Annotated in this window: 21 protein-coding genes; 3 read left to right on the forward strand and 18 right to left on the reverse strand. The window is 70.0% G+C overall.

Translation table 11 applies throughout. The features are described 5' to 3' along the window. Nucleotides 1-61 precede the first annotated feature (61 nt). From BLR95_RS06695 to BLR95_RS06705, 3 genes are all read right to left on the reverse strand, one after another. On the reverse strand, nucleotides 62-655 hold the full coding sequence (locus BLR95_RS06695; RefSeq protein WP_143130948.1) for a hypothetical protein: 594 nt from the start codon (nucleotides 653-655) through the stop codon (nucleotides 62-64). Between the two features lie 447 nt (nucleotides 656-1,102). Continuing rightward, the gene (locus BLR95_RS06700) at nucleotides 1,103-1,672 is read right to left on the reverse strand and encodes a DUF1134 domain-containing protein (RefSeq protein ID WP_092617268.1); all 570 of its coding nucleotides are present in this window, start codon (nucleotides 1,670-1,672) and stop codon (nucleotides 1,103-1,105) included. A 36-nt stretch (nucleotides 1,673-1,708) separates the two neighbouring features. Then, nucleotides 1,709-2,683 (reverse strand): glycosyltransferase family 2 protein, encoded by a 975-nt coding sequence (locus BLR95_RS06705; RefSeq protein WP_092617271.1) that lies wholly within the window; start codon nucleotides 2,681-2,683, stop codon nucleotides 1,709-1,711. 329 nt (nucleotides 2,684-3,012) lie between these two features. On the opposite strand from BLR95_RS06705, the gene BLR95_RS06710 reads away from it, so the two are divergent. Continuing rightward, nucleotides 3,013-4,671 carry a sensor histidine kinase gene (locus tag BLR95_RS06710; protein WP_092617274.1) on the forward strand — a complete coding sequence of 553 codons (1,659 nt, stop codon included), beginning with the start codon at nucleotides 3,013-3,015 and terminating at the stop codon, nucleotides 4,669-4,671. A gap of 16 nt (nucleotides 4,672-4,687) precedes the next feature. Here BLR95_RS06710 and BLR95_RS06715 read toward each other — a convergent pair whose 3' ends face one another. From BLR95_RS06715 to BLR95_RS06775, 13 genes are all read right to left on the reverse strand, one after another. Further along, nucleotides 4,688-5,326 carry a protein-L-isoaspartate(D-aspartate) O-methyltransferase gene (locus BLR95_RS06715; RefSeq protein ID WP_092617277.1) on the reverse strand — a complete coding sequence of 213 codons (639 nt, stop codon included), beginning with the start codon at nucleotides 5,324-5,326 and terminating at the stop codon, nucleotides 4,688-4,690. Next, nucleotides 5,323-6,141, reverse strand: a complete 819-nt coding sequence (gene surE, locus BLR95_RS06720) for a 5'/3'-nucleotidase SurE (RefSeq protein WP_092617483.1) — start codon at nucleotides 6,139-6,141, stop codon at nucleotides 5,323-5,325. The genes BLR95_RS06715 and surE overlap by 4 nt, the downstream gene beginning before the upstream one ends. 55 nt (nucleotides 6,142-6,196) lie before the next feature. Further along, the gene (gene serS, locus BLR95_RS06725) at nucleotides 6,197-7,477 is read right to left on the reverse strand and encodes a serine--tRNA ligase (protein ID WP_092617280.1); all 1,281 of its coding nucleotides are present in this window, start codon (nucleotides 7,475-7,477) and stop codon (nucleotides 6,197-6,199) included. 73 nt (nucleotides 7,478-7,550) lie between these two features. After that, nucleotides 7,551-8,378 carry a twin-arginine translocase subunit TatC gene (tatC, locus tag BLR95_RS06730; protein WP_425438433.1) on the reverse strand — a complete coding sequence of 276 codons (828 nt, stop codon included), beginning with the start codon at nucleotides 8,376-8,378 and terminating at the stop codon, nucleotides 7,551-7,553. After that, nucleotides 8,375-8,929 (reverse strand): Sec-independent protein translocase protein TatB, encoded by a 555-nt coding sequence (gene tatB, locus BLR95_RS06735; RefSeq protein WP_092617283.1) that lies wholly within the window; start codon nucleotides 8,927-8,929, stop codon nucleotides 8,375-8,377. The genes tatC and tatB overlap by 4 nt, the downstream gene beginning before the upstream one ends. 477 nt (nucleotides 8,930-9,406) lie before the next feature. After that, entirely contained in the window at nucleotides 9,407-9,679 is a 273-nt protein-coding gene (gene tatA / locus BLR95_RS06740) for a twin-arginine translocase TatA/TatE family subunit (RefSeq protein ID WP_092617286.1), read from the reverse strand. Nucleotides 9,680-10,030: 351 nt separating this feature from the next. Then, a complete protein-coding gene (gene scpB, locus BLR95_RS06745; protein ID WP_092617289.1) occupies nucleotides 10,031-10,723 on the reverse strand; it encodes an SMC-Scp complex subunit ScpB in 693 nt (230 codons plus the stop codon). Next, a complete protein-coding gene (locus tag BLR95_RS06750) occupies nucleotides 10,720-11,505 on the reverse strand; it encodes a segregation and condensation protein A (RefSeq protein WP_092617292.1) in 786 nt (261 codons plus the stop codon). The genes scpB and BLR95_RS06750 overlap by 4 nt, the downstream gene beginning before the upstream one ends. 10 nt (nucleotides 11,506-11,515) lie before the next feature. Further along, complete coding sequence (locus BLR95_RS06755; protein ID WP_092617296.1) at nucleotides 11,516-12,205, reverse strand: site-2 protease family protein; 690 nt, start codon at nucleotides 12,203-12,205, stop codon at nucleotides 11,516-11,518. Between the two features lie 32 nt (nucleotides 12,206-12,237). Continuing rightward, nucleotides 12,238-13,254: a beta-N-acetylhexosaminidase gene (nagZ, locus tag BLR95_RS06760; protein ID WP_092617299.1), complete on the reverse strand. Its 1,017-nt coding sequence runs from the start codon at nucleotides 13,252-13,254 to the stop codon at nucleotides 12,238-12,240. A 35-nt stretch (nucleotides 13,255-13,289) separates the two neighbouring features. Further along, nucleotides 13,290-14,258, reverse strand: coding sequence for an SPOR domain-containing protein (locus tag BLR95_RS06765; RefSeq protein WP_092617302.1), 969 nt, complete (start codon nucleotides 14,256-14,258; stop codon nucleotides 13,290-13,292). Then, a complete protein-coding gene (gene argS, locus BLR95_RS06770) occupies nucleotides 14,258-16,024 on the reverse strand; it encodes an arginine--tRNA ligase (protein ID WP_092617305.1) in 1,767 nt (588 codons plus the stop codon). The genes BLR95_RS06765 and argS overlap by 1 nt, the downstream gene beginning before the upstream one ends. After that, nucleotides 16,021-17,190 (reverse strand): deoxyguanosinetriphosphate triphosphohydrolase, encoded by a 1,170-nt coding sequence (locus BLR95_RS06775; RefSeq protein ID WP_092617308.1) that lies wholly within the window; start codon nucleotides 17,188-17,190, stop codon nucleotides 16,021-16,023. The genes argS and BLR95_RS06775 overlap by 4 nt, the downstream gene beginning before the upstream one ends. A gap of 142 nt (nucleotides 17,191-17,332) precedes the next feature. Here BLR95_RS06775 and erpA point away from each other — a divergent pair, with 142 nt between their 5' ends. Then, on the forward strand, nucleotides 17,333-17,692 hold the full coding sequence (erpA, locus tag BLR95_RS06780) for an iron-sulfur cluster insertion protein ErpA (protein ID WP_092617311.1): 360 nt from the start codon (nucleotides 17,333-17,335) through the stop codon (nucleotides 17,690-17,692). 16 nt (nucleotides 17,693-17,708) lie between these two features. Here erpA and BLR95_RS06785 read toward each other — a convergent pair whose 3' ends face one another. Then, a complete protein-coding gene (locus BLR95_RS06785) occupies nucleotides 17,709-18,392 on the reverse strand; it encodes a hypothetical protein (RefSeq protein WP_092617315.1) in 684 nt (227 codons plus the stop codon). Nucleotides 18,393-18,554: 162 nt separating this feature from the next. Here BLR95_RS06785 and BLR95_RS06790 point away from each other — a divergent pair, with 162 nt between their 5' ends. Next, the gene (locus BLR95_RS06790) at nucleotides 18,555-19,322 is read left to right on the forward strand and encodes an exodeoxyribonuclease III (protein WP_092617318.1); all 768 of its coding nucleotides are present in this window, start codon (nucleotides 18,555-18,557) and stop codon (nucleotides 19,320-19,322) included. Between the two features lie 12 nt (nucleotides 19,323-19,334). On the opposite strand, the gene BLR95_RS06795 is transcribed toward BLR95_RS06790, so the two are convergent. Next, nucleotides 19,335-20,189, reverse strand: coding sequence for a bacteriohemerythrin (locus tag BLR95_RS06795; protein ID WP_092617321.1), 855 nt, complete (start codon nucleotides 20,187-20,189; stop codon nucleotides 19,335-19,337). Nucleotides 20,190-20,200: the final 11 nt, after the last annotated feature.

Raw genomic sequence — 20,200 nt, forward strand, 5'->3', positions numbered from 1 at the left:
TTGCCGGAACACACCGTGACCGCCCGAAAAGGGCGGCCCCCGGGGAACGGATTTTTCTCTACTAGTAGAAGATGTCCTTGGACACCAGGGGACCGGAGCACTCGACCTTCTGGTTGTCGCGGTCGTGCATGAAGACCCGCACGAAGGTGACGCTGTCCAGGTCCCGCAAAAGCTGGTTCGGGGCCCGTTTGACCCCGAACCGGCCGGGCTCGAAGAAATAGGCGTACAGGCTGCCGCGCGAGGCCTTGATCAGGTAGCCGTTGCGCCCGTCGATGCCGGCGTCCCAGCGGATGCGGTTGAGAATTTCCCGGCAGTTGCGCTGCGTCGCCGGGAAGGTGCCGATGAGGAAGGCCTGAATCTGCAACTGCTGGCGGTCAGCATCGAACACAGCGTCGATGTCGGCGTAGTTCTCGGCCTCGATGCCATTCAGGCTGTGGTTCAGGGCGTTCAGGCCGCAGGCCAGCAGCGAGGGCTGCTCCAGGCCGCAGGCGTCGGTCACCGGCATGGTCTGCTGCAGGAAACCCAACGCCTCGCGCGGGCCGGCGGCCTCGGCCAGACCGGGCGAGCCCCAGCCCAGGGCCAAGCCGACCATCACCACCACGCTCATCATGCCACGACCCATGCCACGGCGGTCCTTGAAACAGCGCCTCGTCATGCCTTGCCTGCCTCTTCAGAATGGCTCTTCAAGGACCTCCCGCGCCACACGGGGACGGTCCACACACGGGGACGACCCACCCGAACAGCCCGGTGGTGGCTCCGGCGGATAGCGGGCGGGTCAGCCCGCGCGGCCTCGGCCGCGAACACAACGCCAGCGGCCCCGGGGAGCCGGTTCGCCCTTCCTCTAGCACGGACCGGCCGGCATAAGAAACCATTTGCCGACATGGCGCCGGCTTTTTTTTGTCGCGTGGCGCGACCCGGGCCGGGCGACAAAAAAGCCGACGCGCCAACGCAATGATGTGAAAAAAGGCGCTTGGCCGGCGCCTTGGGGCATGCTGCCTGCTTGGCGACCCACACAACATGCCACAAGGTTCTGATATTGGAAAATATTGCGCCCCCTGCCCTTCAAGAAGGGAGCGGTGGTCACACCTTGGAGAGGGGGGTGTCAGAAGGGAATCCAGGAGTGCTCGTGGCTGTAGTGCAGGTAGCCGATGTTGGCCCCTGCCCGCAAGCCAACCCCGGTGCGGATGGGGGCCAGGACCAGTTCGCCGGAGCGCTGGTAGTTCACCCCCACCCCGCCGACGAAGTAGAAGGTCCCCTCGACGCCGGGAATGCGCTGATACAGCTCGTGATCCGCCCCCAGGTGATAGACCAGGGTGAACACCCGCGAGGCATTGCCGCCCAGGTCGAAGCCCACCGACGGTCCCTGCCAGTAGATCGGCCGGGTGGCCCCGCCCTTGCGGTTGAGGGTGCCCTCGCCATAGCGCAGGCCGACACCGATGGCGCCGCTCACCTCCTCGCCGGTGATGTAGGCGTTGGGCCGGCCATGGTCGGCGAACACCTTCTCGACCACCTGGGCCAACCCCTCGGTGGTGGCGCCGAAGAAGCCCCGGGCGGCCTCGAGGATCTCGTTCTGGCTGAAGGTTTCCTCCTCGGCCAGGGCGGGACGCGCAACCAGCACGACAAGCAGGCAGACGGCCAGGGCGGCCCGCCCGACGACGAAAAACCGTTTCATGATGCTGCCTTTCGGCTGTGGTCAGGTCGGCTGAGATCAGGACTCGGCCGGGCCTTCCGGTCCCGGCTGGGCCAGCCAGGCGAGGCGTTTCACCTCGACCCGCCCGCGGCACACGCTGTCCAGGATGATGCCGCAGGACAGGCTGAGCGAGCCAAGCAGCATCAGGCCGGTGGACAGCACCGCCGTGGGCAGGCGGGGGACCAGCCCAGTCTCCATGTAGGTCAGCAGCAGGGGCACCGAAAGGCCGGTGGCGATCACCGCCAGGGCCGCGAAGATCAGACCGAAGAAGGGAAACGGCCGGACCTCCTTGAACAGCACCATGATGGTCCACAGGATGCGAAAACCGTCGGCCCAGGTGTTGAGCTTGGAGTGGCTGTCCTCGGGGCGCTCGAAATAGTCGGTCTCGATCTCGGCGGCGGCGACATGCATCTGCAGGGCATGGACGTTGATCTCGGTCTCGATCTCAAAGCCCGTCGAGGCGGCCGGGAACGACTTCACGAAGCGTCGCGAAAAGACCCGGTAGCCCGACAGCATGTCGGAAAAGCGCTGCCCGAAGATCACCCCCACGGCCCCGGTCAGCAGCCGGTTGCCCAGTTGGTGCACCGGCCGGCGGGCCGCCTTGGCGTCGACCAGCCGGCGCGCCCCGACCACCATGTCCAGATGATCGTCGCGCAGCCGGGCGACCAACTCCGGCGCCCGGGTCGCGTCGTAGGTGGCGTCGCCGTCGACCAGCACGTAGATGTCGGCCTCCACGTCGGCGAACATGCGGCGCACCACGAACCCCTTGCCGGCCATTTCCTCGCGCCGCACCACGGCGCCGGCGGCGCGGGCCAGGGCGGCGGTGTCGTCGGTCGAGCGGTTGTCGTAGACGTAGACCGTGGCCCCGGGCAGGGCGGCCTTGAAGTCGGCCACCACCTGGCCGACCGTGGCGGCCTCGTTGTGGCACGGCACCAGCACCGCCACCCGCGGGTTGGGGCTCGAGTCGGACGGGGGGGTCGGCGTGGACGGCATGGATCGGCCCCTGACAGGTGCGGAGTCGACCCGGCGGCGGTGCCGGCGGGCCTTGCGCTCCGGTCATACCCGGCCACCGCCTGGCTGGCAACAGGATGCCACCACAGGCCGCCCCGGCACCCCCGAAGGTGGCCGGGAGCCTGACATTTTTCGACAAACGGGCAGCTTATCGGAAGCATTTCAAACGTCGGGGCGATCGGTTATTCCTTTTGGCTCGGTTTCGATCACTCCGCGCCTTGAGGTAATGTTTTGACCTGCTGTGCGCATTGATCGCATAAACGCCGAGGTTGCGCCCCCTCCTCTCATCTGCTTCACGGCCTTATCCCCCCATGAGCCCGCCGCCATCCGCCCCCCCGCTGCCCGCCCTGGCGAGCGTTGATCCGACCACCCGCCGGCTGCTGCTCGACTGGCAGAAGCGGGTGCTTGATGTGCTGCTGGTCAGCCAGAGCACTGCGGCGGCGCTGGAGGCATTGGTCCGGCTGATCGAGGAGGTGCATCCGGAGATGGTGTGCGCCGTCATGCTGGTGGACGGCAACCGGCTGACCTTCGGCGCCGGGCCCAGCCTGCCCGAGTTCTATCACCAGGCGGTCGAAGGCTTGGCCATCGGTGACGGCGTCGGCTCGTGCGGCACGGCGGCGGCGCGCGGCGAGCCGGTGATCGTCGCCGACATCCTGAGCCACCCCTATTGGGCCGATTACCGGGAGTTGATGGCGCAAACCGGGCTGGCCGCCTGCTGGTCGCAACCGATCAAGGGGCGCGATGGCCGGGTGCTGGGCACCTTCGCCATCTATTACCGCGAGGTGCGCCAACCGAGCCCCGAGGACCTGGAACAGATCGCGCACCTGTCCGATCTGGCCGCCCTGATCATCGAGGTGTGGGAGTCCGAAAGCGCCCTGGAACACAGCGAACGGCGCCTGCAGCGCCTGACCGCGACCATCCCCGGGGTGATCTACGAATACCGCCTGCACGTCGATGGGCGCGGCGAGTTTCCCTACATCAGCCCGGGCATCCGCGAAATGACCGGCCTTGATCCCGAAACCGTCATGGCCGATCCTGGCGCCGTGTTTGCCTTGCTCCATCCGGATGACCGCGCGGCCCTGCACCAGGCCAACCTCAGGAACAGCGACGGCAGCGTCGACGAATGGAACGGCGAAATGCGGCTCGACACCCCGCAGGGCCAGCGCTGGATCAAGGCCCACGCCATCCGCGACACCAGCGCCGCGCCGGCCGATGGCTCGACCCTGTGGTCCGGGCTGCTGACCGACATCACCCGGGAAAAGACGGCCGAGTTGGCCCTGGCCCGCTCCAACGCCGAACTGGAAACCTTCGCCCACGCCGTTTCCCACGACCTGCGCGAGCCGCTGCGCATGGTGAGCAGCTACCTGCGGCTGCTGGAGCGCCGGCTCGGCCCCGATCTCGGCTCCGAGGCGGCAGAGTTCCTGGACTTCGCCCGCGATGGGGCCCACCGCATGAACCGCCAGATCGAAGGCTTGCTGGCGTACGCCCGGGTCAGCCGCCAGGTCCCGGCCGCGGTGGAGGTTGACCTCGATCTGGCGGTGACGGCGGCGCTCGACAATCTGGTCATGGCGGTGGCGGAAAGCGGGGCCTCGGTGTCGATCGCCGGCTTGCTGCCGACGGTGCGGGGCGACCCCGACCAACTGGCCCTGGTTTTCCAGAACCTGCTCGCCAACGCCCTGAAGTTCCGCCACCCCGAGCGCCCACCCCGCGTCGTGATCAGCGCCCGCGAGGTCCCTGGCGCCTGGCGCATCGAGGTGACGGACAACGGATTGGGGGTGCCGGACGATCAGGCGGAACGCCTGTTCGGCATCTTCCAGCGCGGCCATCCGGCCCAGTCGGTGGACGGCACCGGTGTCGGCCTGGCGCTGGTCAAGCGCATTGTCGAGCACCACGGAGGGAGTGTCGGCGTCGATCCCGGCCCCGACGACCAGGGAGCCTGTTTCCACATCACCCTGCCGCGCGAGGCCTGAAGCGTCCCCCGGCGCCTTACCCGGGAAGGCCGGCGACCAGGGGCACGAAGCGCACGTCCATCAGCGATTCCCGGTGCACCGCGCCGTCGCGCCGGGTCAGGCGGACCACCTCCTGATGGCCGCCGCCGGCGGCCTCCACCGGCACCACCATCACCCCGCCCTCGGCCAGCTGGTCGACCAGCCCCTGGGGCACCTGACGCGCCGCCGCGGTGACCAGGATGCGGTCGAAGGGGGCCTGCTCGGGCCAGCCCTTGTGGCCGTCGCCGACAATGGCGGTGATGTTGGTCAGGCCCAGGTCGGCGAAGCGCCGCTCGGCCCGGGTGAGCAGGTCGCGGTGGCGTTCGATGGTGTAGACCCGACGGCACAGCCGGGCCAGGATCGCCGCCTGATAGCCCGAGCCGGTGCCGATCTCCAGCACCTTCATGCGCGGCCCCACGTCCAGCGCCTGGGTCATGAAGCCGACCACCAGCGGCTGGCTGATGGTCTGCCCGCAGTCGATGGGCAGGGCCCTGTTCTCGTAGGCTTGGTCGAGGAACGGCTCGGCCACGAAGGCTTCGCGGGGCAACCGCTCGACGGCGGCCAGGACCCGGGTGTCGGTGATGCCCTGGGTCCTCAACTCCATGATCAGGCGGATCTTGCGGGCCGCGTAGGTCATGGTTTCGCCCCCGGGGGCGCCTCCGGGGCGGGATCGTCAAGGACCTCGGCCAGACGGCCCAGGGTGGCCCGGTGGGTCAGATCGACGCACAGCGGGGTGACCGAGATCATGCCCCGGCCGATCACTCCCAGATCGGAATCATCGCCGTGCCGCTCGCCGCTGCGCTGCGGCCCGATCCACACATAGGGCCGGCCGCGCGGGTCGGTGCGCTCGGTGATCCCCTCGCCGATCTTGCGCCGTCCCTGGCGGGTCACCTTGAGGCCGCTCACCGCCTCTGGCGGGCAGTTGGGGAAGTTCACGTTGACCAGCACGTTGCGCGGCCAGGACTGGGCGCACAGACGGCGCACCAGATCGGGGCCATGGGCCTCGGCGGTTTCGAACGGCGGCGGCTCGGGGTAGCGGAAAATCTGGCTGAGGGCGATCGAGCGCACGCCCAGCAGGGTGCCCTCCATGGCCGCCGCCACGGTGCCGGAATAGGTGATGTCGTCGCCCAGGTTGGCCCCCCGGTTGACCCCGGAGAGCACCAGGTCGGGCCGCCGCCCCTCGATCAGCTTGTGGACGGCCAGCAGCACGCAGTCGGTGGGGGTACCGGCAACGGCGAAGCGGCGTGGCTCGATCTCGCGGAAGCGCAAGGGGTCGTGCAGGCTGAGCGAATGGCCGGTGCCGCTCTGCTCGGTTTCCGGGGCGACCACCCAGACGTCGTCCGACAGGCTCTCGGCCAGCCGGGTCAGCAGGGCCAGGCCGGGCGCGTTGATGCCGTCGTCGTTGGTGACCAGGATGCGGGCCCGCGACAGGTCGGCCAGCGGCGGCAGCAGATCGTCCGCGATCTCGGTTGCGGCCTCGGTGGCGACCTGGGCGGCGGAGTCCGGCTCAGACATGACCGGCGATCACCGTCATCCCGCCCATGTAGGGCTGCAGGGCGGCCGGCACCCGGATGCTGCCATCGGCCTGCTGGTGGTTTTCGACCAGCGCCACCAGGGCCCGGCCGACGGCCAGCCCGGAGCCGTTCAGGGTGTGGACCAGCCGGGTCCCCTTCTCGTCCCCCTCGGGCCGATAGCGGGCCTTCATGCGGCGGGCCTGGAAGTCGCCGCAGGCCGAGCAGCTGGAGATTTCCCGATAGGCCTGCTGGCCAGGCAGCCAGACCTCCAGATCGTAGGTGCGGCGGGCGGCGAAGCCCATGTCGCCGGCACACAGTTCCATCACCCGGTAGGGCAACTCCAGGGCCTTCAGGATGGCCTCGGCGCAGCCGGTCATGCGCTCCAGCTCGGCCGCCGAATCGTCGGGGCGGACGATGGACACCATCTCCACCTTCTCGAACTGGTGCTGGCGGATCATGCCCCGGGTGTCCTTGCCGGCCGCCCCGGCCTCGGCCCGGAAGCACAGGGTGTGGGCGGTCATCCGGCGCGGCAGGTCGGCCTCGGCCAGGATGCTGTCGGCCACCGTGTTGGTCAGCGTCACCTCGGCGGTGGGGATCAGCCACAACCCGCCATCGGTGCGGAACATGTCGTCGACCAGCTTGGGCAACTGCCCGGTGCCGCGCAGCGCATCGTCGCGGACCAGCACCGGGGTGTTGATCTCGGTATAGCCGTGCGCGCTGGTGTGGGTGTCCAGCATGAACTGGGCGAGGGCCCGCGACAGGCGCGCGAAAGCCCCCTTGAGGACCACGAAACGAGCCCCGGACAGGCCAGCGGCGGTGGTGAAGTCCATGCCTCCCAGGGCCTCGCCCAGGGCCACGTGGTCCCTGGGCTCGAAGTCGAAGGCCGGCGGCGTGCCGACCCGCCGCAGCTCGCGGTTGGCGCTTTCGTCGGGGCCGTCGGGCACCTCGTCGGCCGGCGGGTTGGGCAGGGCGAGCAGCAGGTCCTCCAGAGCCTGGCCGACCTCGCGCTCGTCATCCTCGACGGCGGCGATGTCGGCCTTCAGGCGGGCCACCTCGTCGATCAGCTCGGCGGCCTCCTGCCCGGCCTTCTTGCGCTGGCCGATCTCGCGGCTGGCCTCGTTGCGCCGCGCCTGCATGGCCTGGAAGCGGGTTTGCAGGTCGCGCCGCCGGCGGTCCAGCTCGACCAGCCGTTCGGCCACCGGCTCGGCGCCACGGCGGGCCAGGGCGTGGTCCAGCGCGTCAGGGGTTTCGCGGATCCATTTCAGGTCCAGCATGGCGGGGTCCGGGGGTCTGGGGTCGGCGGGGGTAGGCCGCCCCCGGAGCCATCGCGGCCCGGGGGCGACGCCGTCAGTCGTCGTTGAAGTCGGTTTCGTCGCCGTCGCGGCCGAAGCTTCCGTCATCGCCGGCATGGCGCGCGGCACGCTCCGCCTCGACCCGGCGCACGGCGTGGATGGAGGCCTCGTACAACAGCAGCAGCGGGATGCCAAGGCCGATCTGGCTGACCACGTCGGGCGGCGTGATGATGGCGGCGACGACGAAAATGCCGACAATCGCATAACGCCGCTTGTCGACCAGGCCCTGGGCCGTGACCAGCCCCACCCGCGACAGCAGGACCAGCGCCACCGGCAACTGGAAGCTCAGCCCGAAGGCCAGCATCAGGCGGATGACCAGGGTCAGGTACTCGCCCACCCGGGCCTCGATCTGGACCGGCAGCACGGTCTCTTCGGCCCCCGTCTGGAAGCCCAGCAGGAAGCGCCAGGCCAGCGGGATGACCAGGTAGTAGACCATCGCCGCGCCGACCGCGAAGAGCACCGGGCTGGCCACCATGAAAGGCAACAGGGCGCGCTTCTCGTGGCGGTACAGGCCGGGCGCCACAAAGCCCCAGATGTGATAGGCGATGACCGGAAACGACAGCACGATGCCGCCGAAGGCCGCCACCTTGATGTAGGTGAAGAACGGCTCGGCCAGCCCGGTGGCGATCATGCGCTGGGTGCCGCCCACCTCCTGCATGATGTCGGCCAGGGGCACGACCAGGAAGGCATAGATGGGCAGACGCACGGCGTAGCAGATCAGGAACCCGACGATGAAGGCGCCGAGCATCCACATCAGGCGCAGGCGCAACTCGATCAGGTGATCGATCAGGCTCATCTTGTTGTCGGCGGGGTTGTCGCTCACGAGGGCTCTCCATCGGCCCCGCCGTCAGGGCGCGTCTTGGGGGTGGCTTTGGGGGTCGCCTTGGGGGTGGTGGTCTTGCGGCCGCCACCGCTGCCAGCCTTGGCGCGCCCGCCAGAGGGCTTGGCGCCGGTCGATTTGGCGCCAGTGGACTTGGCACCGGCGGGCTTGGGATCGGCGGGCTTGCCGTCAGCGGACGGGGCCGGCGGCTGGCTGGCCGCCTTGGCCGGGGCGTCCGCCCCGCTGCCGCTGGCCTTGGCGGTCTTCAGGTCCTCCGACAGCCCCTCGCGCAGCGAGCCATCGGGGTCCACCGCCTGATCGAAGGCGCGGCCGGCGTCCTTGTTCTTCAGGCCGTCGACGGTCTTCTTCACGTCGTCCAGCTCGGCGTCCTTGACCGCCTCGTCCAGATAGGACTGGAACTCGCGGGCCAACGAGCGGGCCTTGCCCATCCAGATGCCCAGGGTGCGCATCACCTGGGGCAGCTCCTTGGGGCCGATGACCAGCACCATGATCACCGCCACCACCAGAAGCTCGATCCAACCGAGGTCCAGCATGTTCGGGCCTTGTTCGAAAGGGAGACAAAACCTTCCCCGCCGCCGAGACGGGTCCGGAGCGGCATGGCGCCAACCTCGGGGCCAAGGTTTAGCGTCATTGGAAGACGCTGAGAAGAGGGGGTTTGATGACCACGCCCGCCGGCCCGCTCCGCCACCGCAACAGGACAGGCCGAGTCGCCCGGCGGGCGCCGGCTCAAGGGCGACGCGGCGGCGCCCCTCTCGCCGCTGGCTTTCCCGGCCAGCCCCCGGTCGAGGCTAGGTCGAGACCCGGTCAAGACCCGGTCAAGACCCGGTCAAGACAAGGGCCGCCCCCTGGAATCCGAGGCGGCCCTTCGCGTGGTGGGACAGGTCAAGACAGAGCAACCCTCCGGCAGCGCGCCCCCAGAAGAGTGAAGGGCGCGCCTCCGAAAGCGGTGCCGACAGGCCAGGCGCCCTATGTCCGCCCTCGGCGGACCACGGCGCCGGCCGGGATCGTCCTCAGGCCTTGTCGCTCTTGGCGGCCGGCTTGGCCTCGGCCTTCGGGGCCGGCTTGGCTTCGGCCTTCGGCGCGGCCGGCTTGGCGGCCGCCGGCTCGTCCTTGATCTGCTTGGTGTCGGCTTCAGCCTCGCCCTTGTCGCCGCCAAGGCCGGACTTGAACGCCTTGATGCCCTTGCCGGCGTCGCCCATCAGGCTGGACAGCTTGCCCGAGCCCCCGAACAGAACCAGGACGATGACGAGGACGATAAGAAGTTGCCAAATGCTCAGACCCATGGATCTCGTGCTCCCGCTTCACTCTTGGATGCTATGCCCCCGGTTGGGCGTGGACCCGGACCGAAACCCCGAAAATGGCGTCCCGCGCGCGGCGGCAACGCCATCCAGGGCCGCGGCCCGGCATGACATGATCCGTGGTTCGGTGCCCCAACCCCTGGCGCGGTCGATGGTCATCCCCCCGGACGACTGCCCGACCTTCCCCCGGTGCAAAAGCCCCTCCCCTCGGTTCGACGGCCCCCGGTCACCAGAGGACCCCCCGTCAAGAACCCGGAGGCGGTTTATGCTTAGGCCGCACTATCGCAGATCGCCGTGCGCCACGCAATCTTTCCGCGGCCGGGATCAACGCCATCCTCAGGCTTCGGGATCGTCCTCGGGATCGTCCTCTTCCTCCAGCGGCAGCTCGTCGGCCCGGGCGCCGTAGGCGGCGATGGCCGGGCGGCTGTCGAGCAGGCCGGCGGCGCGCAGATCCTCGATGCCCGGCAACTCGTCCAGCCCGCCCAGACCGAAGTGGTCGAGAAAGGAGTCACTGGTCCCCCAGGTCAGTGGCCGCCCGGGGCTCTGGCGGCGCCCCCGGGGGCCGATCCAGCCCGCCTCCAGGAGCACGTCCAGCGTCCCGCGTGACAGCGCCACGCCGCGGATTTCCTCGATCTCGGCCCGGGTCACCGGCTGGTGGTAGGCGATGATGGCCAGCGTCTCGACGGCGGCCCGCGACAGCTTGCGGGTCTCGTTGCGGTGCTCGGTCAGGTAGGGCGCGAGATCGGGCGCGCTGCGGAAGGCATAGCCCTCGCCCAGCTTGACCAGGTGCACGCCGCGCCCCTGGTAGTCGGCGCGCAGGCTGTCCAGCACCTGACCCACGTCGCAGCCCCGGGGCAGGCGCTCGGCCAGCTCGCGCGGCGTCAGGGGACGCGGGGCGGCGAACAGCAAGGCCTCGGCGATGCGGGCATGGGGCCTCAGGTCGGCCCCCTCGGGCAGCGGCAGCAGGGCCGCCGGATCGTCGATGCCCGGCGCCGACTCCGGGGTTGGGCGGGTCTCGTCGGCGGTCATTGGCGGGCCTCCTTCCTGCGGATCAGGATGGGGGCGAATCCCGGCCCCTCCTGATGCACCTCCAGCCGTCCGTCGCGGGCCAACTCCAGCACCGCCACGAAATGGGCGCTGACCGCCGAGCGCCACAGCAACGGCGAGCCGACCTCGGCCGGCAGCAGGGTTTCCAGGCGGGTCCACTCGGGGCAGTCGCCGAGCATCTGGCGCAGGCGGCGAATCGCCTCCTCCACCGAGTACAGGTCGAAGGCCTGGACTTCCAGGGTCTGCGTCTCGCGGCGGGCCCGGATGTCGCCATAGGCCCGCAACAGGTCGAACAGGCCGAGATCGTAGACCGGCGTGGCGATCAGCGCGATGCCTTCCGGCTGGCCGTTGGCGAACACCTCGCGGCCCAGGCGGGGCCGGGCCATCAGGTCGCGGCCGGCGCGCTGCATGGCCTCCAGCCGCTGCAACTGGAAGGCCAGGGCGGCGGCCATCTCGGCGCCGCTGGGCTCGGCCTCGGTGGTCTGCTCGACCGGCAGCAGAAGGCGCGACTTGAGGTAGGCCAGCCACGAGGCCATGACCAGATACTCGGCCGCCAACTCCAGGGCCAGACTGCGCGCCTGCTGGACGAAGGCCACGTACTGCTCGGCCAACTGGAGGATGGAGATGCGAGCAAGGTCGACTTTCTGCTCGCGGGCCAGGGTCAGCAGCAGGTCGATGGGCCCCTCGAAACCGTCGATGTCGAGCACCAGATCGGTCAGCCGGGCGCTGTCCGGCGCCGCTCCCTCCTCGGCCCCCGTGACCATCGCGCCCCCCTTACCAGCCGTGCCCGGTCAGCAGCATCATCCCCTGCATCAGGGCGCGCACCACCGGCAGCACCACGGCCCCGACCGGGTTGATGTCCAGCCCCGCCGCCTCGCCGATCATCGGCAGCAGCAGCAGCGCCCCGATCAGGATGAAGATGCCGTAGCGCTCCAGCCGGGCCAGCGGCCGGGCCAGCCCGAGCGGCAACAGGCCAACCGCCACCCGGCCGCCATCCAGCGGCGGCAGCGGGATCATGTTGAACACCGCCAACACCAGATTGATGACCATGGCGTTGAACAGGTTGTCACCCAGCCATTTGGCGGCCTCCGGCGGAGCCAGGAACAGCAGGTGGGCGAGCAGACCGGCGATCAGGGCCATCAGCAGATTGCTCCCCGGCCCGGCGGCGGCGACCAGCACCATGTCGCGGCGCGGCTGGCGCAGGCGACGCGGGTCGATCGGCACCGGCTTGGCCCAGCCGAAGATGAACGGCGCCTTGGCCAGCACCAACAGGCCGGGCAGGATCACCGTGCCCATGGGATCGACGTGGCGCAGCGGATTGGCCGAGATGCGGCCCAGCTTGTGGGCCGTGGGATCGCCCAGGCGCCAGGCCACGAAGCCGTGCGCCGCCTCGTGGAAGGTGATGGCCAGCAGCACCGGCAGCACCCAGGTGGAAACGACGTAAAGGTCGATCCCGTCGAACATGCGGGGAGAAATCCTTTTGCGACCCGGCTGGTTCAGCCCAGCAGGGCGGTGAGTTCGGCCAGCCCGGCGGCGGCCTCGAACGGTTGCGACGTCGGCGGGTCGCCAAGCCGCGCCAACCGGGCCCGGGTGGCCGTCGACAGCGGCCCCGCCCCGGCGACCACGGCGGCCATTTCCCCGGCTTCGCCATTGCAGTGAAGGGCCAGGTCGCAGCCGGCGGCCAGACAGTCGGCGGCGCGTCGATCCAGCGGCCCGGCCAACGCCTTCATGGACAGATCGTCGCTGACCAGCAGATTGTCAAAGCCGATGTCGCCCCGGATGACCTGTTCGATGACCGTCGGCGAGACGGTGGCCGGCCGGGCCGGGTCCAGGTCCTCGTAAACCACATGGGCGGTCATCGCCAGCGGGCTGTCGGACAGGGCCCGGAAGGGCGCGAAGTCGTGCGCCGCGAGGTCGGCCAGCGGGGCCGCCACCCGGGGCAGGGCGAGATGGCTGTCGGCTTCGGCCCGGCCGTGCCCCGGCAGGTGCTTGATGACCGGCCACACGCCGCCGGCCAACATGCCGTCCATCACCGCCCGCCCCAGGGCGATGGCGGTGGCGGGGTCGGCGCCATGGGCCCGGTCGCCGATCACCTCGTGCGCCCCCGGGGCCGGCAGGTCGAGCACCGGGGTGCAGTCCACGTCGATGCCCAGGTCGGCCAACTCGGCGGCGATCAGCCGAGCATTCAGGAAGGCGGCGCGGACCCCGGCCTCGGGATCGCGGGCGTACAGCTCGACCAGCCGGGCGGCGGCCGGCGCGGCCCGCCAGTGGGGCGGTTTCAGGCGCTGCACCCGGCCGCCTTCCTGGTCGATGAACACCGGCGCCCGGCGGCCGACGATCTGGCGCAACTCGGCGACCAGGGCACGGACCTGATCCGGCGCCGCCACGTTGCGGGCGAACAGGATGAAGCCGAAGGGATCGGCCTGGGCGAACAGGCGCCGCTCGTCGGCTGTCGGGGCAAGCCCCTTCAGCCCCAGAACGACCGCCCGGGGCGTTGGGGAGGTGTCGGGCATGGCGGGATCCGGGTCGGCTCAGTTGTTGGCCACGATCAGTTGTTGGCCACCACCAGACAGTCGACCTTGCGGCTCTTCAACTCGTCGCAGAGGGCGCTCGCCGCCGCCCGGGTGCTGAAGTGGCCCATGCGCAGACGGTACCAGACGCCCTTGTCCCCCAGATCGGCCCGCTCGACCACCGGGGTGAACGGGGTCAAGAGGTCGGCGTGGGCCTTCTTCAGGCGGGCCCATTCGGTTTCCGTGCGCACTTCCTCGCGCACCGAGGCCAACTGGACCAGGAAGCCCCCCTCGGCCGGCGGGGTCGCCGCCACCTGCGAGGCCGCCTGGGGGGGGGCCGCCGGCGCCGGCTCGGGCTGGCTGGCGGGTTCGGGCTGGGCCGGCGCCTCGGCCGCCGGGGCGGGCTGGGCGACGCCGCTTGCCACCGCCTCCGAGGCCGGAGCCCCGGCCGCCTGGGCCGCCTCGGTGGTCGCGGGCACGGCCACGCTGACCTCGGGATCGGCCTCTGGCGCGGCGCTTTCCGCCTCTTCCGCCACCTCCGGAGCGGGCGGCGGGCGCGGCGTTTCGGGTGGTGGCAGAAGCTGCTCGGCCGCCCCCTCGCCCTCGGCCCCGCCCTCGACCCGCTCGTAGACCAGCTTGTCCTGGTTGGGCACCTCCATGCCACCGGGATCGGCCGGACGGGCCTTGTAGGGCACGTCCTCGGCCTGGATCAGGGGCACCGTGTCGGTGGGCGGCGGGGCGGTCATCTGGGTGTAGAGGTACCAGCCCCCGGCGGCGATCAGCACCAGGCCGATCAACGCCCCCAGCAGCAGGCCGCGCCGGGCGCCGCCGTCCCCCTCGTCGTCCAGGTCGTCGAGCAGCGGATCATCGTCGCCATCCAGATCGGCGGTCGCGCCGCGTGGCCGCCGCTCGGGCACGATGTCGAGGATTTCCCGTTCGATTTCCTCGAAGCTCAACGACTCATCGCCACCCCGCCCGGTGCCACGGGTCCGCTTGTCCTCGGCCATCAACGCATCTCCTCGGCGGGGGTGACGTCAAACACCTGAAGCCCCGACGCTATCACCACCTGAACACCCTTCACAAGGGCGAGTCGGGCCAGCGACACGGGGCGGTCCTCGGCGATCAGGAAGCGCAGTTCGGTTTCATCGCGCCCCTTGTTCCACAACTGATGGAAGGCCGCGGCCAGATCATAGAGGTAGAATGCCACCCGGTGCGGCTCGTGGGCCTCGGCGGCGGAGTCGATCAGGCGCGGCCAGCCGGCCAAAAGGCGGATCAGGGCCAATTCCTCGTCGGCCACCAGACGGTCCACATGGGCCATCAGTTCCTGGTCATCCGGGGCGCCGAACATCTCGGCCCCGTGGCGCAGCACCGAACAGGCCCGGGCGTGGGCGTACTGGACGTAGAATACCGGGTTGTCCTTCGACTGCTCGGTGACCCGGGCGTAGTCGAAGTCGAGCGTGGCGTCGTTCTTGCGGGTCAGCATGATGAAGCGGACCACGTCCTTGCCGACCCGGTCGACCACCTCGCGCAGGGTGACGAAGGTGCCGGCCCGCTTGGACATCTTCACCGGCTGGCCGTCCTCGAGCAGCTTGACCAACTGGCACAGCTTGACGTCGAGTTGCCCCGCGCCGCCGGTCACCGCCTCGACCGCCGCCGCGACCCGCTTCACGTAGCCGCCATGGTCGGCCCCCCAGACGTCGATCATGGTGGCGAAGCCACGGGCGAACTTGTCGGCGTGGTAGGCGATGTCGGAGGCGAAGTAGGTGTAGCTGCCATCCGACTTGAGGATCGGCCGGTCGACCTCGTCGCCGAAGGCGGTGGCCCGGAACAGGGTCTGTTCGCGCGGCTCCCAGTCGTCCGGGCGCTTGCCCTTGGGCGGCTCCAGAATGCCGCGATAGATCAGATCGCGGCTCTTCAGGTCCTCGATGAAGGCCCCCACCCGACCGCTGTCGACCAGCCCGCGCTCCGAGGTGAAGACATCGTGGCGCACCCCGAGCACCGCCAGATCGTCGCGGATCATCGCCATCATGGCCTCGATGGCGTAGGTGCGGATGGGGCCCAGCCACTCGGCCTCGGGCAGGTCGGCGTAGCGCTCGCCCGCCTCGGCGGCCAGGGCGCGGGCCGGAGCAACCAGATAGTCGCCGCCGTACTCGATCTCCCCGTCGGCCAGGGCCTGCGCCACCTGATCCGCCGAGACCTTGCCCAGGGCCTCGCGGTAGCGCCAGTGGAAGGCGCGGGCCAGGCTGTCCACCTGGGCTCCGGCGTCGTTGATGTAGTACTCCCGGGTCACCTTGTAGCCGGCCTTGGCGAGCAGCCCGGCCAGCGCATCGCCGAACACCGCGCCCCGGGCGTGGCCCACATGCATCGGCCCGGTGGGATTGGCCGAGACATACTCCACGTTGACCGGCGCCCCGCCGCCCAGGTCGCTGTCGCCGTAGGCCGGGCCGACCGCCACCATGTGGGCCAACGCGCGCTGCCAGACCTCGGGCTTCAGACGCAGGTTGAGGAAGCCCGGCCCGGCCACCTCGACCGCCACCACCGACTCCCGGGCCCGCAGGCCCTCGGCCAGCGCCTCGGCGATGTCGCGCGGCTTCATCTTGGCCGGCTTGGCCAGCACCAGGGCGGCATTGGTGGCCACGTCGCCATGCGCCGGGTCGCGCGGCGGCTCGGCCGTGATCGGCTTGAGGTCGAGCCCCTCGGGCAGCACGCCGCGCCCCACCAGGGCCTCGACCTCTGCATGAATGATGGATTGAAAGTCTTTGAAGATGTTCATGGTTTTACCGTGATGTCAAAAAGGCGGCGATGTTCGTCCATGGCGAAGCGGTCGGTCATGCCGGCGATGTAGTCGCAGACCACGCGGGCCGTCTCGGGGGCCTCCGGGGCCAGCCGGTCGCCCTGCCACGGACTGGGCAGCAGGCGCGGCTCGGCCAGGAACTGGTCGAACAGTTCATACACCACCCGGCGGGCCTTGCTGGTCATCCGGTTGACCCGGTGGTGGCGGTACATGTTGGGGAACAGGAACGCCTTGAAGGCCCGGTCGTTGGCCGCCATTTCCTCGGAAAAGGCGACCATCGGATGGCCGGCGGCGCGCACCTCGGCCGCCGAGGTGGGTTTGTCCCGCTCCAGCCGGCGGGTGGTTTCGGCGCACAGGTCACCGACCATGGCGCTGATCAGGCGGCGCACCGTCTCGTGGATCAGGCGCGAGCTTTCCAGCCCCGGATAGCGGCCCCGGACCTCGGCCAGGATGGGCGCCACCAGCGGCACCTCGGCCGCCGCCTCGATGTCGAACAGGCCGGCCCGCAGGCCGTCGTCGATGTCGTGGGCGTTGTAGGCGATGTCGTCGGCCAGCGCCGCCACCTGGGCCTCCGGCCCGGCGAACGAGGCCAGTTCCAGCGGGTGCTCGCGATCATAGGCGACGATTTCCGGCGGCACCTCGACCCCGGGCTCGGCCAGCGGTCCGGTCAGCGGCCCGTTGTGCTTGACCAGCCCCTCCAGGGTTTCCCAGGTCAGGTTGAGGCCGTCGAACTCGGCGTAGCGGCGCTCCAGGGCGGTGACCAGGCGCAGCGACTGGCCGTTGTGGGAAAAGCCCCCGAAGGGCGCCATGCGCGCCTTCAGGGCGTCCTCGCCGGCGTGGCCGAAAGGGGCGTGCCCCAGGTCGTGGGCCAGGGCCAGGGCCTCGGCCAGATCCTCGTCGAGCCCCAGCACCCGGGCCACCGAGCGGGCGATCTGCGCCACCTCCAGGCTGTGGGTCAGCCGGGTGCGGTAGTTCTCGCCCTCGTGATAGACGAACACCTGGGTCTTGTATTTCAGGCGGCGAAAGGCGGCGGCATGAATGATGCGGTCCCGGTCGCGCTGGAAGGGCGACCGGGGCGGGGCCTCGGGCTCGGCATGGCGGCGGCCACGGGTGGCCGCGGGATCACTGGCGTAGGGGGCTCTCATGGCCGGCCGAAACTAGACCGCCGGCCTCGGCTTGGCAACGCCCGCCCTCTTGCCGGACCCGCGCCGGGGGCCCAGATCATGCCAAGTCGCCAACCGGCCCAGTTGCCAGCCGACCAGACCGCCAACCCCGGAGTCCGCCCCGATGAGCCAGACCGCCCCCCCCAACACCGCCACCCCGAACCTGGGCCTGAGCCAGGCCGCCGCCCGACGGCTGACCGAAATCCTCGCCGCCGAGGGCAACCCCGGGCAGATGCTGCGCATCACCGTGTCCGGCGGCGGCTGTTCGGGCTTCAAGTACGCCTTCGAGCTGTCGGCCGAGGTCGGGCCCGACGACAAGGTGTTCGAGCACCACGGCGTGAAGGTGGTGACCGACAGCGCCTCGCTGGACATCCTCGACGGCTCGGAAATCGACTACAGCAACGACCTGATGGCCGCCGCCTTCACGGTCAGGAACCCCAACGCCACCGCCACCTGCGGCTGCGGCACCTCGTTCGCGGTCTGAGTGCCACCAGGCTGCCTCACCAGTCGCTGCACAGGGCGCTGGTGGTGCGATAGTTCTCCGGGGTGTCGATGGTGGCGTTGCTGGCGTCTCGGTCGTTCTCGAAGGCCGCGAGGTAGGGCGCCATGCCGGTCTTCAGGCGCCCGACGATGACATCGCCGGCCCGCGCCGGGTCGGCCACGATCACCGGGTTGAACCGCTTGAGTTGGCCGACCAGGGCGTTCCTGATGCGCCCACGGTGGCGGCTCAGCACGGCCCGGTTGATCCGCACATGCTGGTTCTCGTGCTGAAGGGTGACGCTGTAGGCGCAACTGCCCTCGGCGTACTCGCGGGCCACGTAGATATCCATGGCGGTGTAGCCGAAGGTCGCCTCAAGCCGGGTCAGATAGACACAGGCCCCGCCGGCCGGGCGGTCGTACACCGAATACTGGACCTGATAGTCCATGCGGTGTTGGGCATGGGTCAGGCCGACCGTCCCGGCATGCTGGCGATAGTGGCCATGCAGCAGGCTGTCGATCTGGCGCCGGCTGTGGCTGCGCAGGTAGCGCGGCGCGGCCGAGACGATGTCGAAATCGAGCCGCACCGGCTCGGCCATCAAACGACAGCCTTTCCAGGTTTCCTCGGACAGCTCAAGGGCCTGCCCGGCCGTGGGGAGCAGGCCCAAGGCCAGGACCAGCAAGGCCGCGCCGATGCGCGCCGTCATCGCCGTCTCCCGTCCAGGAGTTGCCCCCCTCGCCCAAACGGTACTGTGCCGCGCCGCCCGCCGGGTGGCAAGACCGCGCACCGACAGCGGCGGAGGCTTGCCGCCCGGGCCGCCGACGCCCTACCCTGCCAACTCCACGTCACCTGAACAGGGCCCCGCCTCGTGCTGACCGTCGCCAGTTTCAACGTCAATTCCATCAAGGCCCGCCTGCCCCGCCTGCTCGACTGGTTGGAGCGCCGCGCCCCCGACGTGGCGGTGCTGCAGGAAACCAAGTGCACCGCCGACAGCTTCCCCCACCTCGAGATCGAGGCCGCCGGCTACCGGGCGGCGGTGGTCGGGCAGAAGACCTACAACGGCGTGGCCCTGCTGTCCCGCCTGCCTTTCGAGGTGAGTACCGAGGCCCTGCCCGGCGACGCGGCCGACACCCAGGCCCGCTACGTGGAAGCGGTGATCGACGGGCGGCTGCGGGTCGGCGGCCTGTACCTGCCCAACGGCAACCCCCTGGACAGCGACAAGTACACCTACAAGCTGGCCTGGATGGCGCGGCTGACGGCCCATGCCCAGGGGCTGGTGGGCGATCCCCTGCCGACCCTGCTGGGCGGCGACTACAACGTCATCCCGGGGCCGGAGGACGTGCACGACCCCGCCGCCTGGCGCGACGACGCGCTGTTCACCCTGCCCACCCGCAAGGCCTTCCGGGGGCTGCTGTTCCAGGGCTGGACCGACACCCTGGGCGGGGTCGGCCACCGCTATACCTTCTGGGACTACCAGCGCGGCGCCTGGTCGCGCGACCAGGGCATCCGCATCGATCACCTGTTGCTCAACCCGGCCGCCGCCGACCGCCTGGAAGAGGCCGGCATCGACCGCGACGAGCGCGGCCGCGACAAGGCCAGCGACCACGTTCCGGTGTGGTGCCGGCTGGCGCTGTGATCGCGCCCCGCCTCAGCCACTGAGCAAGCGGCTGGTGGTCTCCAGGAAGCCGCGGGCGGTGATCGGCTTCTCCAGGAAGGCATCGACCCCGGCCTGACGGGCCCGCTCCGGGAAATCATTGTCGGCATAGCCCGACATCATCACCACCTTGACCTCGCGGTTGGTGCGCCGCACCGCCTCGACGAAGGCCAGGCCGTCCATCCCCTCCATGCGCCAGTCGCAGAGGATCAGATCGAAGGCGGCATCCCTCTCGATGGCCTCCAGGCCTTCCCTGCCGTCGCCGGCCAGGGCGATGTCGCGCACCCCCAGGCTGCGCAGGATGGTCGTGATGATGCCCTGGAAGTTGCGGTTGTCCTCGACCACCAGGATGCGGGTGTCCTCCCAGGTGAAAGCCCCGGGCGCGACCTTGCCGGTTTTCTGGCTGCCGTCCAGTTGCAGCGCCTCGGCGGCGGCGATGGCCTCCGGATGGTCGGCGCAGGCCTCCACGAAGGCCTTGTCCGAGCCCAGGATGTGGTTGATCAGCCAGTCCTTCAGGAACTGCGCCATCTCGACCAAGCTGACCGCCTCCGGGTCGAGCATGTAGCGCTGGCGGAACTCCTGGGCCCGGGTGGTCAGCACCTCGTGCTCGGCCTTGTGGCCATGGAACCCGGTGTAGCCGGAAGCCTCCTGCAGCAGCTCCTCGCGGGCGAAGTGATAGTGGGTGTAGTCGATCAGCGAGTTGAGCACGCTGCCCAGGGTGGCGTGGGCCTCGCGGGCGTCGTCCGGGGCATCGAAGATCTGATTGAGCAGATCGACCAGAACCCGGTGATCGCGATCAACGAAGGCGATGCCGGTCTCGAAGTCGGCGTTCCATTCAAAGGTGGGCATGGCGGGCCATC

Origin of the sequence: Roseospirillum parvum, assembly GCF_900100455.1 — a bacterium.
Taxonomy (GTDB): Bacteria; Pseudomonadota; Alphaproteobacteria; order Rhodospirillales; family Rhodospirillaceae; genus Roseospirillum; species Roseospirillum parvum.

Excerpts from the sequence above, each read along its gene's own strand:
- BLR95_RS06695 (WP_143130948.1), bottom strand. The coding sequence starts at position 655 with ATGACGAGGCGCTGTTTCAAGGACCGCCGTGGCATGGGTCGTGGCATG.
- BLR95_RS06700 (WP_092617268.1), bottom strand. The coding sequence starts at position 1,672 with ATGAAACGGTTTTTCGTCGTCGGGCGGGCCGCCCTGGCCGTCTGCCTG.
- BLR95_RS06705 (WP_092617271.1), bottom strand. The coding sequence starts at position 2,683 with ATGCCGTCCACGCCGACCCCCCCGTCCGACTCGAGCCCCAACCCGCGG.
- BLR95_RS06710 (WP_092617274.1), top strand. The coding sequence starts at position 3,013 with ATGAGCCCGCCGCCATCCGCCCCCCCGCTGCCCGCCCTGGCGAGCGTT.
- BLR95_RS06715 (WP_092617277.1), bottom strand. The coding sequence starts at position 5,326 with ATGACCTACGCGGCCCGCAAGATCCGCCTGATCATGGAGTTGAGGACC.
- serS (WP_092617280.1), bottom strand. The coding sequence starts at position 7,477 with ATGCTGGACCTGAAATGGATCCGCGAAACCCCTGACGCGCTGGACCAC.
- tatB (WP_092617283.1), bottom strand. The coding sequence starts at position 8,929 with ATGCTGGACCTCGGTTGGATCGAGCTTCTGGTGGTGGCGGTGATCATG.
- tatA (WP_092617286.1), bottom strand. The coding sequence starts at position 9,679 with ATGGGTCTGAGCATTTGGCAACTTCTTATCGTCCTCGTCATCGTCCTG.
- scpB (WP_092617289.1), bottom strand. The coding sequence starts at position 10,723 with ATGACCGCCGACGAGACCCGCCCAACCCCGGAGTCGGCGCCGGGCATC.
- BLR95_RS06750 (WP_092617292.1), bottom strand. The coding sequence starts at position 11,505 with ATGGTCACGGGGGCCGAGGAGGGAGCGGCGCCGGACAGCGCCCGGCTG.
- BLR95_RS06755 (WP_092617296.1), bottom strand. The coding sequence starts at position 12,205 with ATGTTCGACGGGATCGACCTTTACGTCGTTTCCACCTGGGTGCTGCCG.
- nagZ (WP_092617299.1), bottom strand. The coding sequence starts at position 13,254 with ATGCCCGACACCTCCCCAACGCCCCGGGCGGTCGTTCTGGGGCTGAAG.
- BLR95_RS06765 (WP_092617302.1), bottom strand. The coding sequence starts at position 14,258 with ATGGCCGAGGACAAGCGGACCCGTGGCACCGGGCGGGGTGGCGATGAG.
- argS (WP_092617305.1), bottom strand. The coding sequence starts at position 16,024 with ATGAACATCTTCAAAGACTTTCAATCCATCATTCATGCAGAGGTCGAG.
- BLR95_RS06775 (WP_092617308.1), bottom strand. The coding sequence starts at position 17,190 with ATGAGAGCCCCCTACGCCAGTGATCCCGCGGCCACCCGTGGCCGCCGC.
- erpA (WP_092617311.1), top strand. The coding sequence starts at position 17,333 with ATGAGCCAGACCGCCCCCCCCAACACCGCCACCCCGAACCTGGGCCTG.
- BLR95_RS06785 (WP_092617315.1), bottom strand. The coding sequence starts at position 18,392 with ATGACGGCGCGCATCGGCGCGGCCTTGCTGGTCCTGGCCTTGGGCCTG.
- BLR95_RS06795 (WP_092617321.1), bottom strand. The coding sequence starts at position 20,189 with ATGCCCACCTTTGAATGGAACGCCGACTTCGAGACCGGCATCGCCTTC.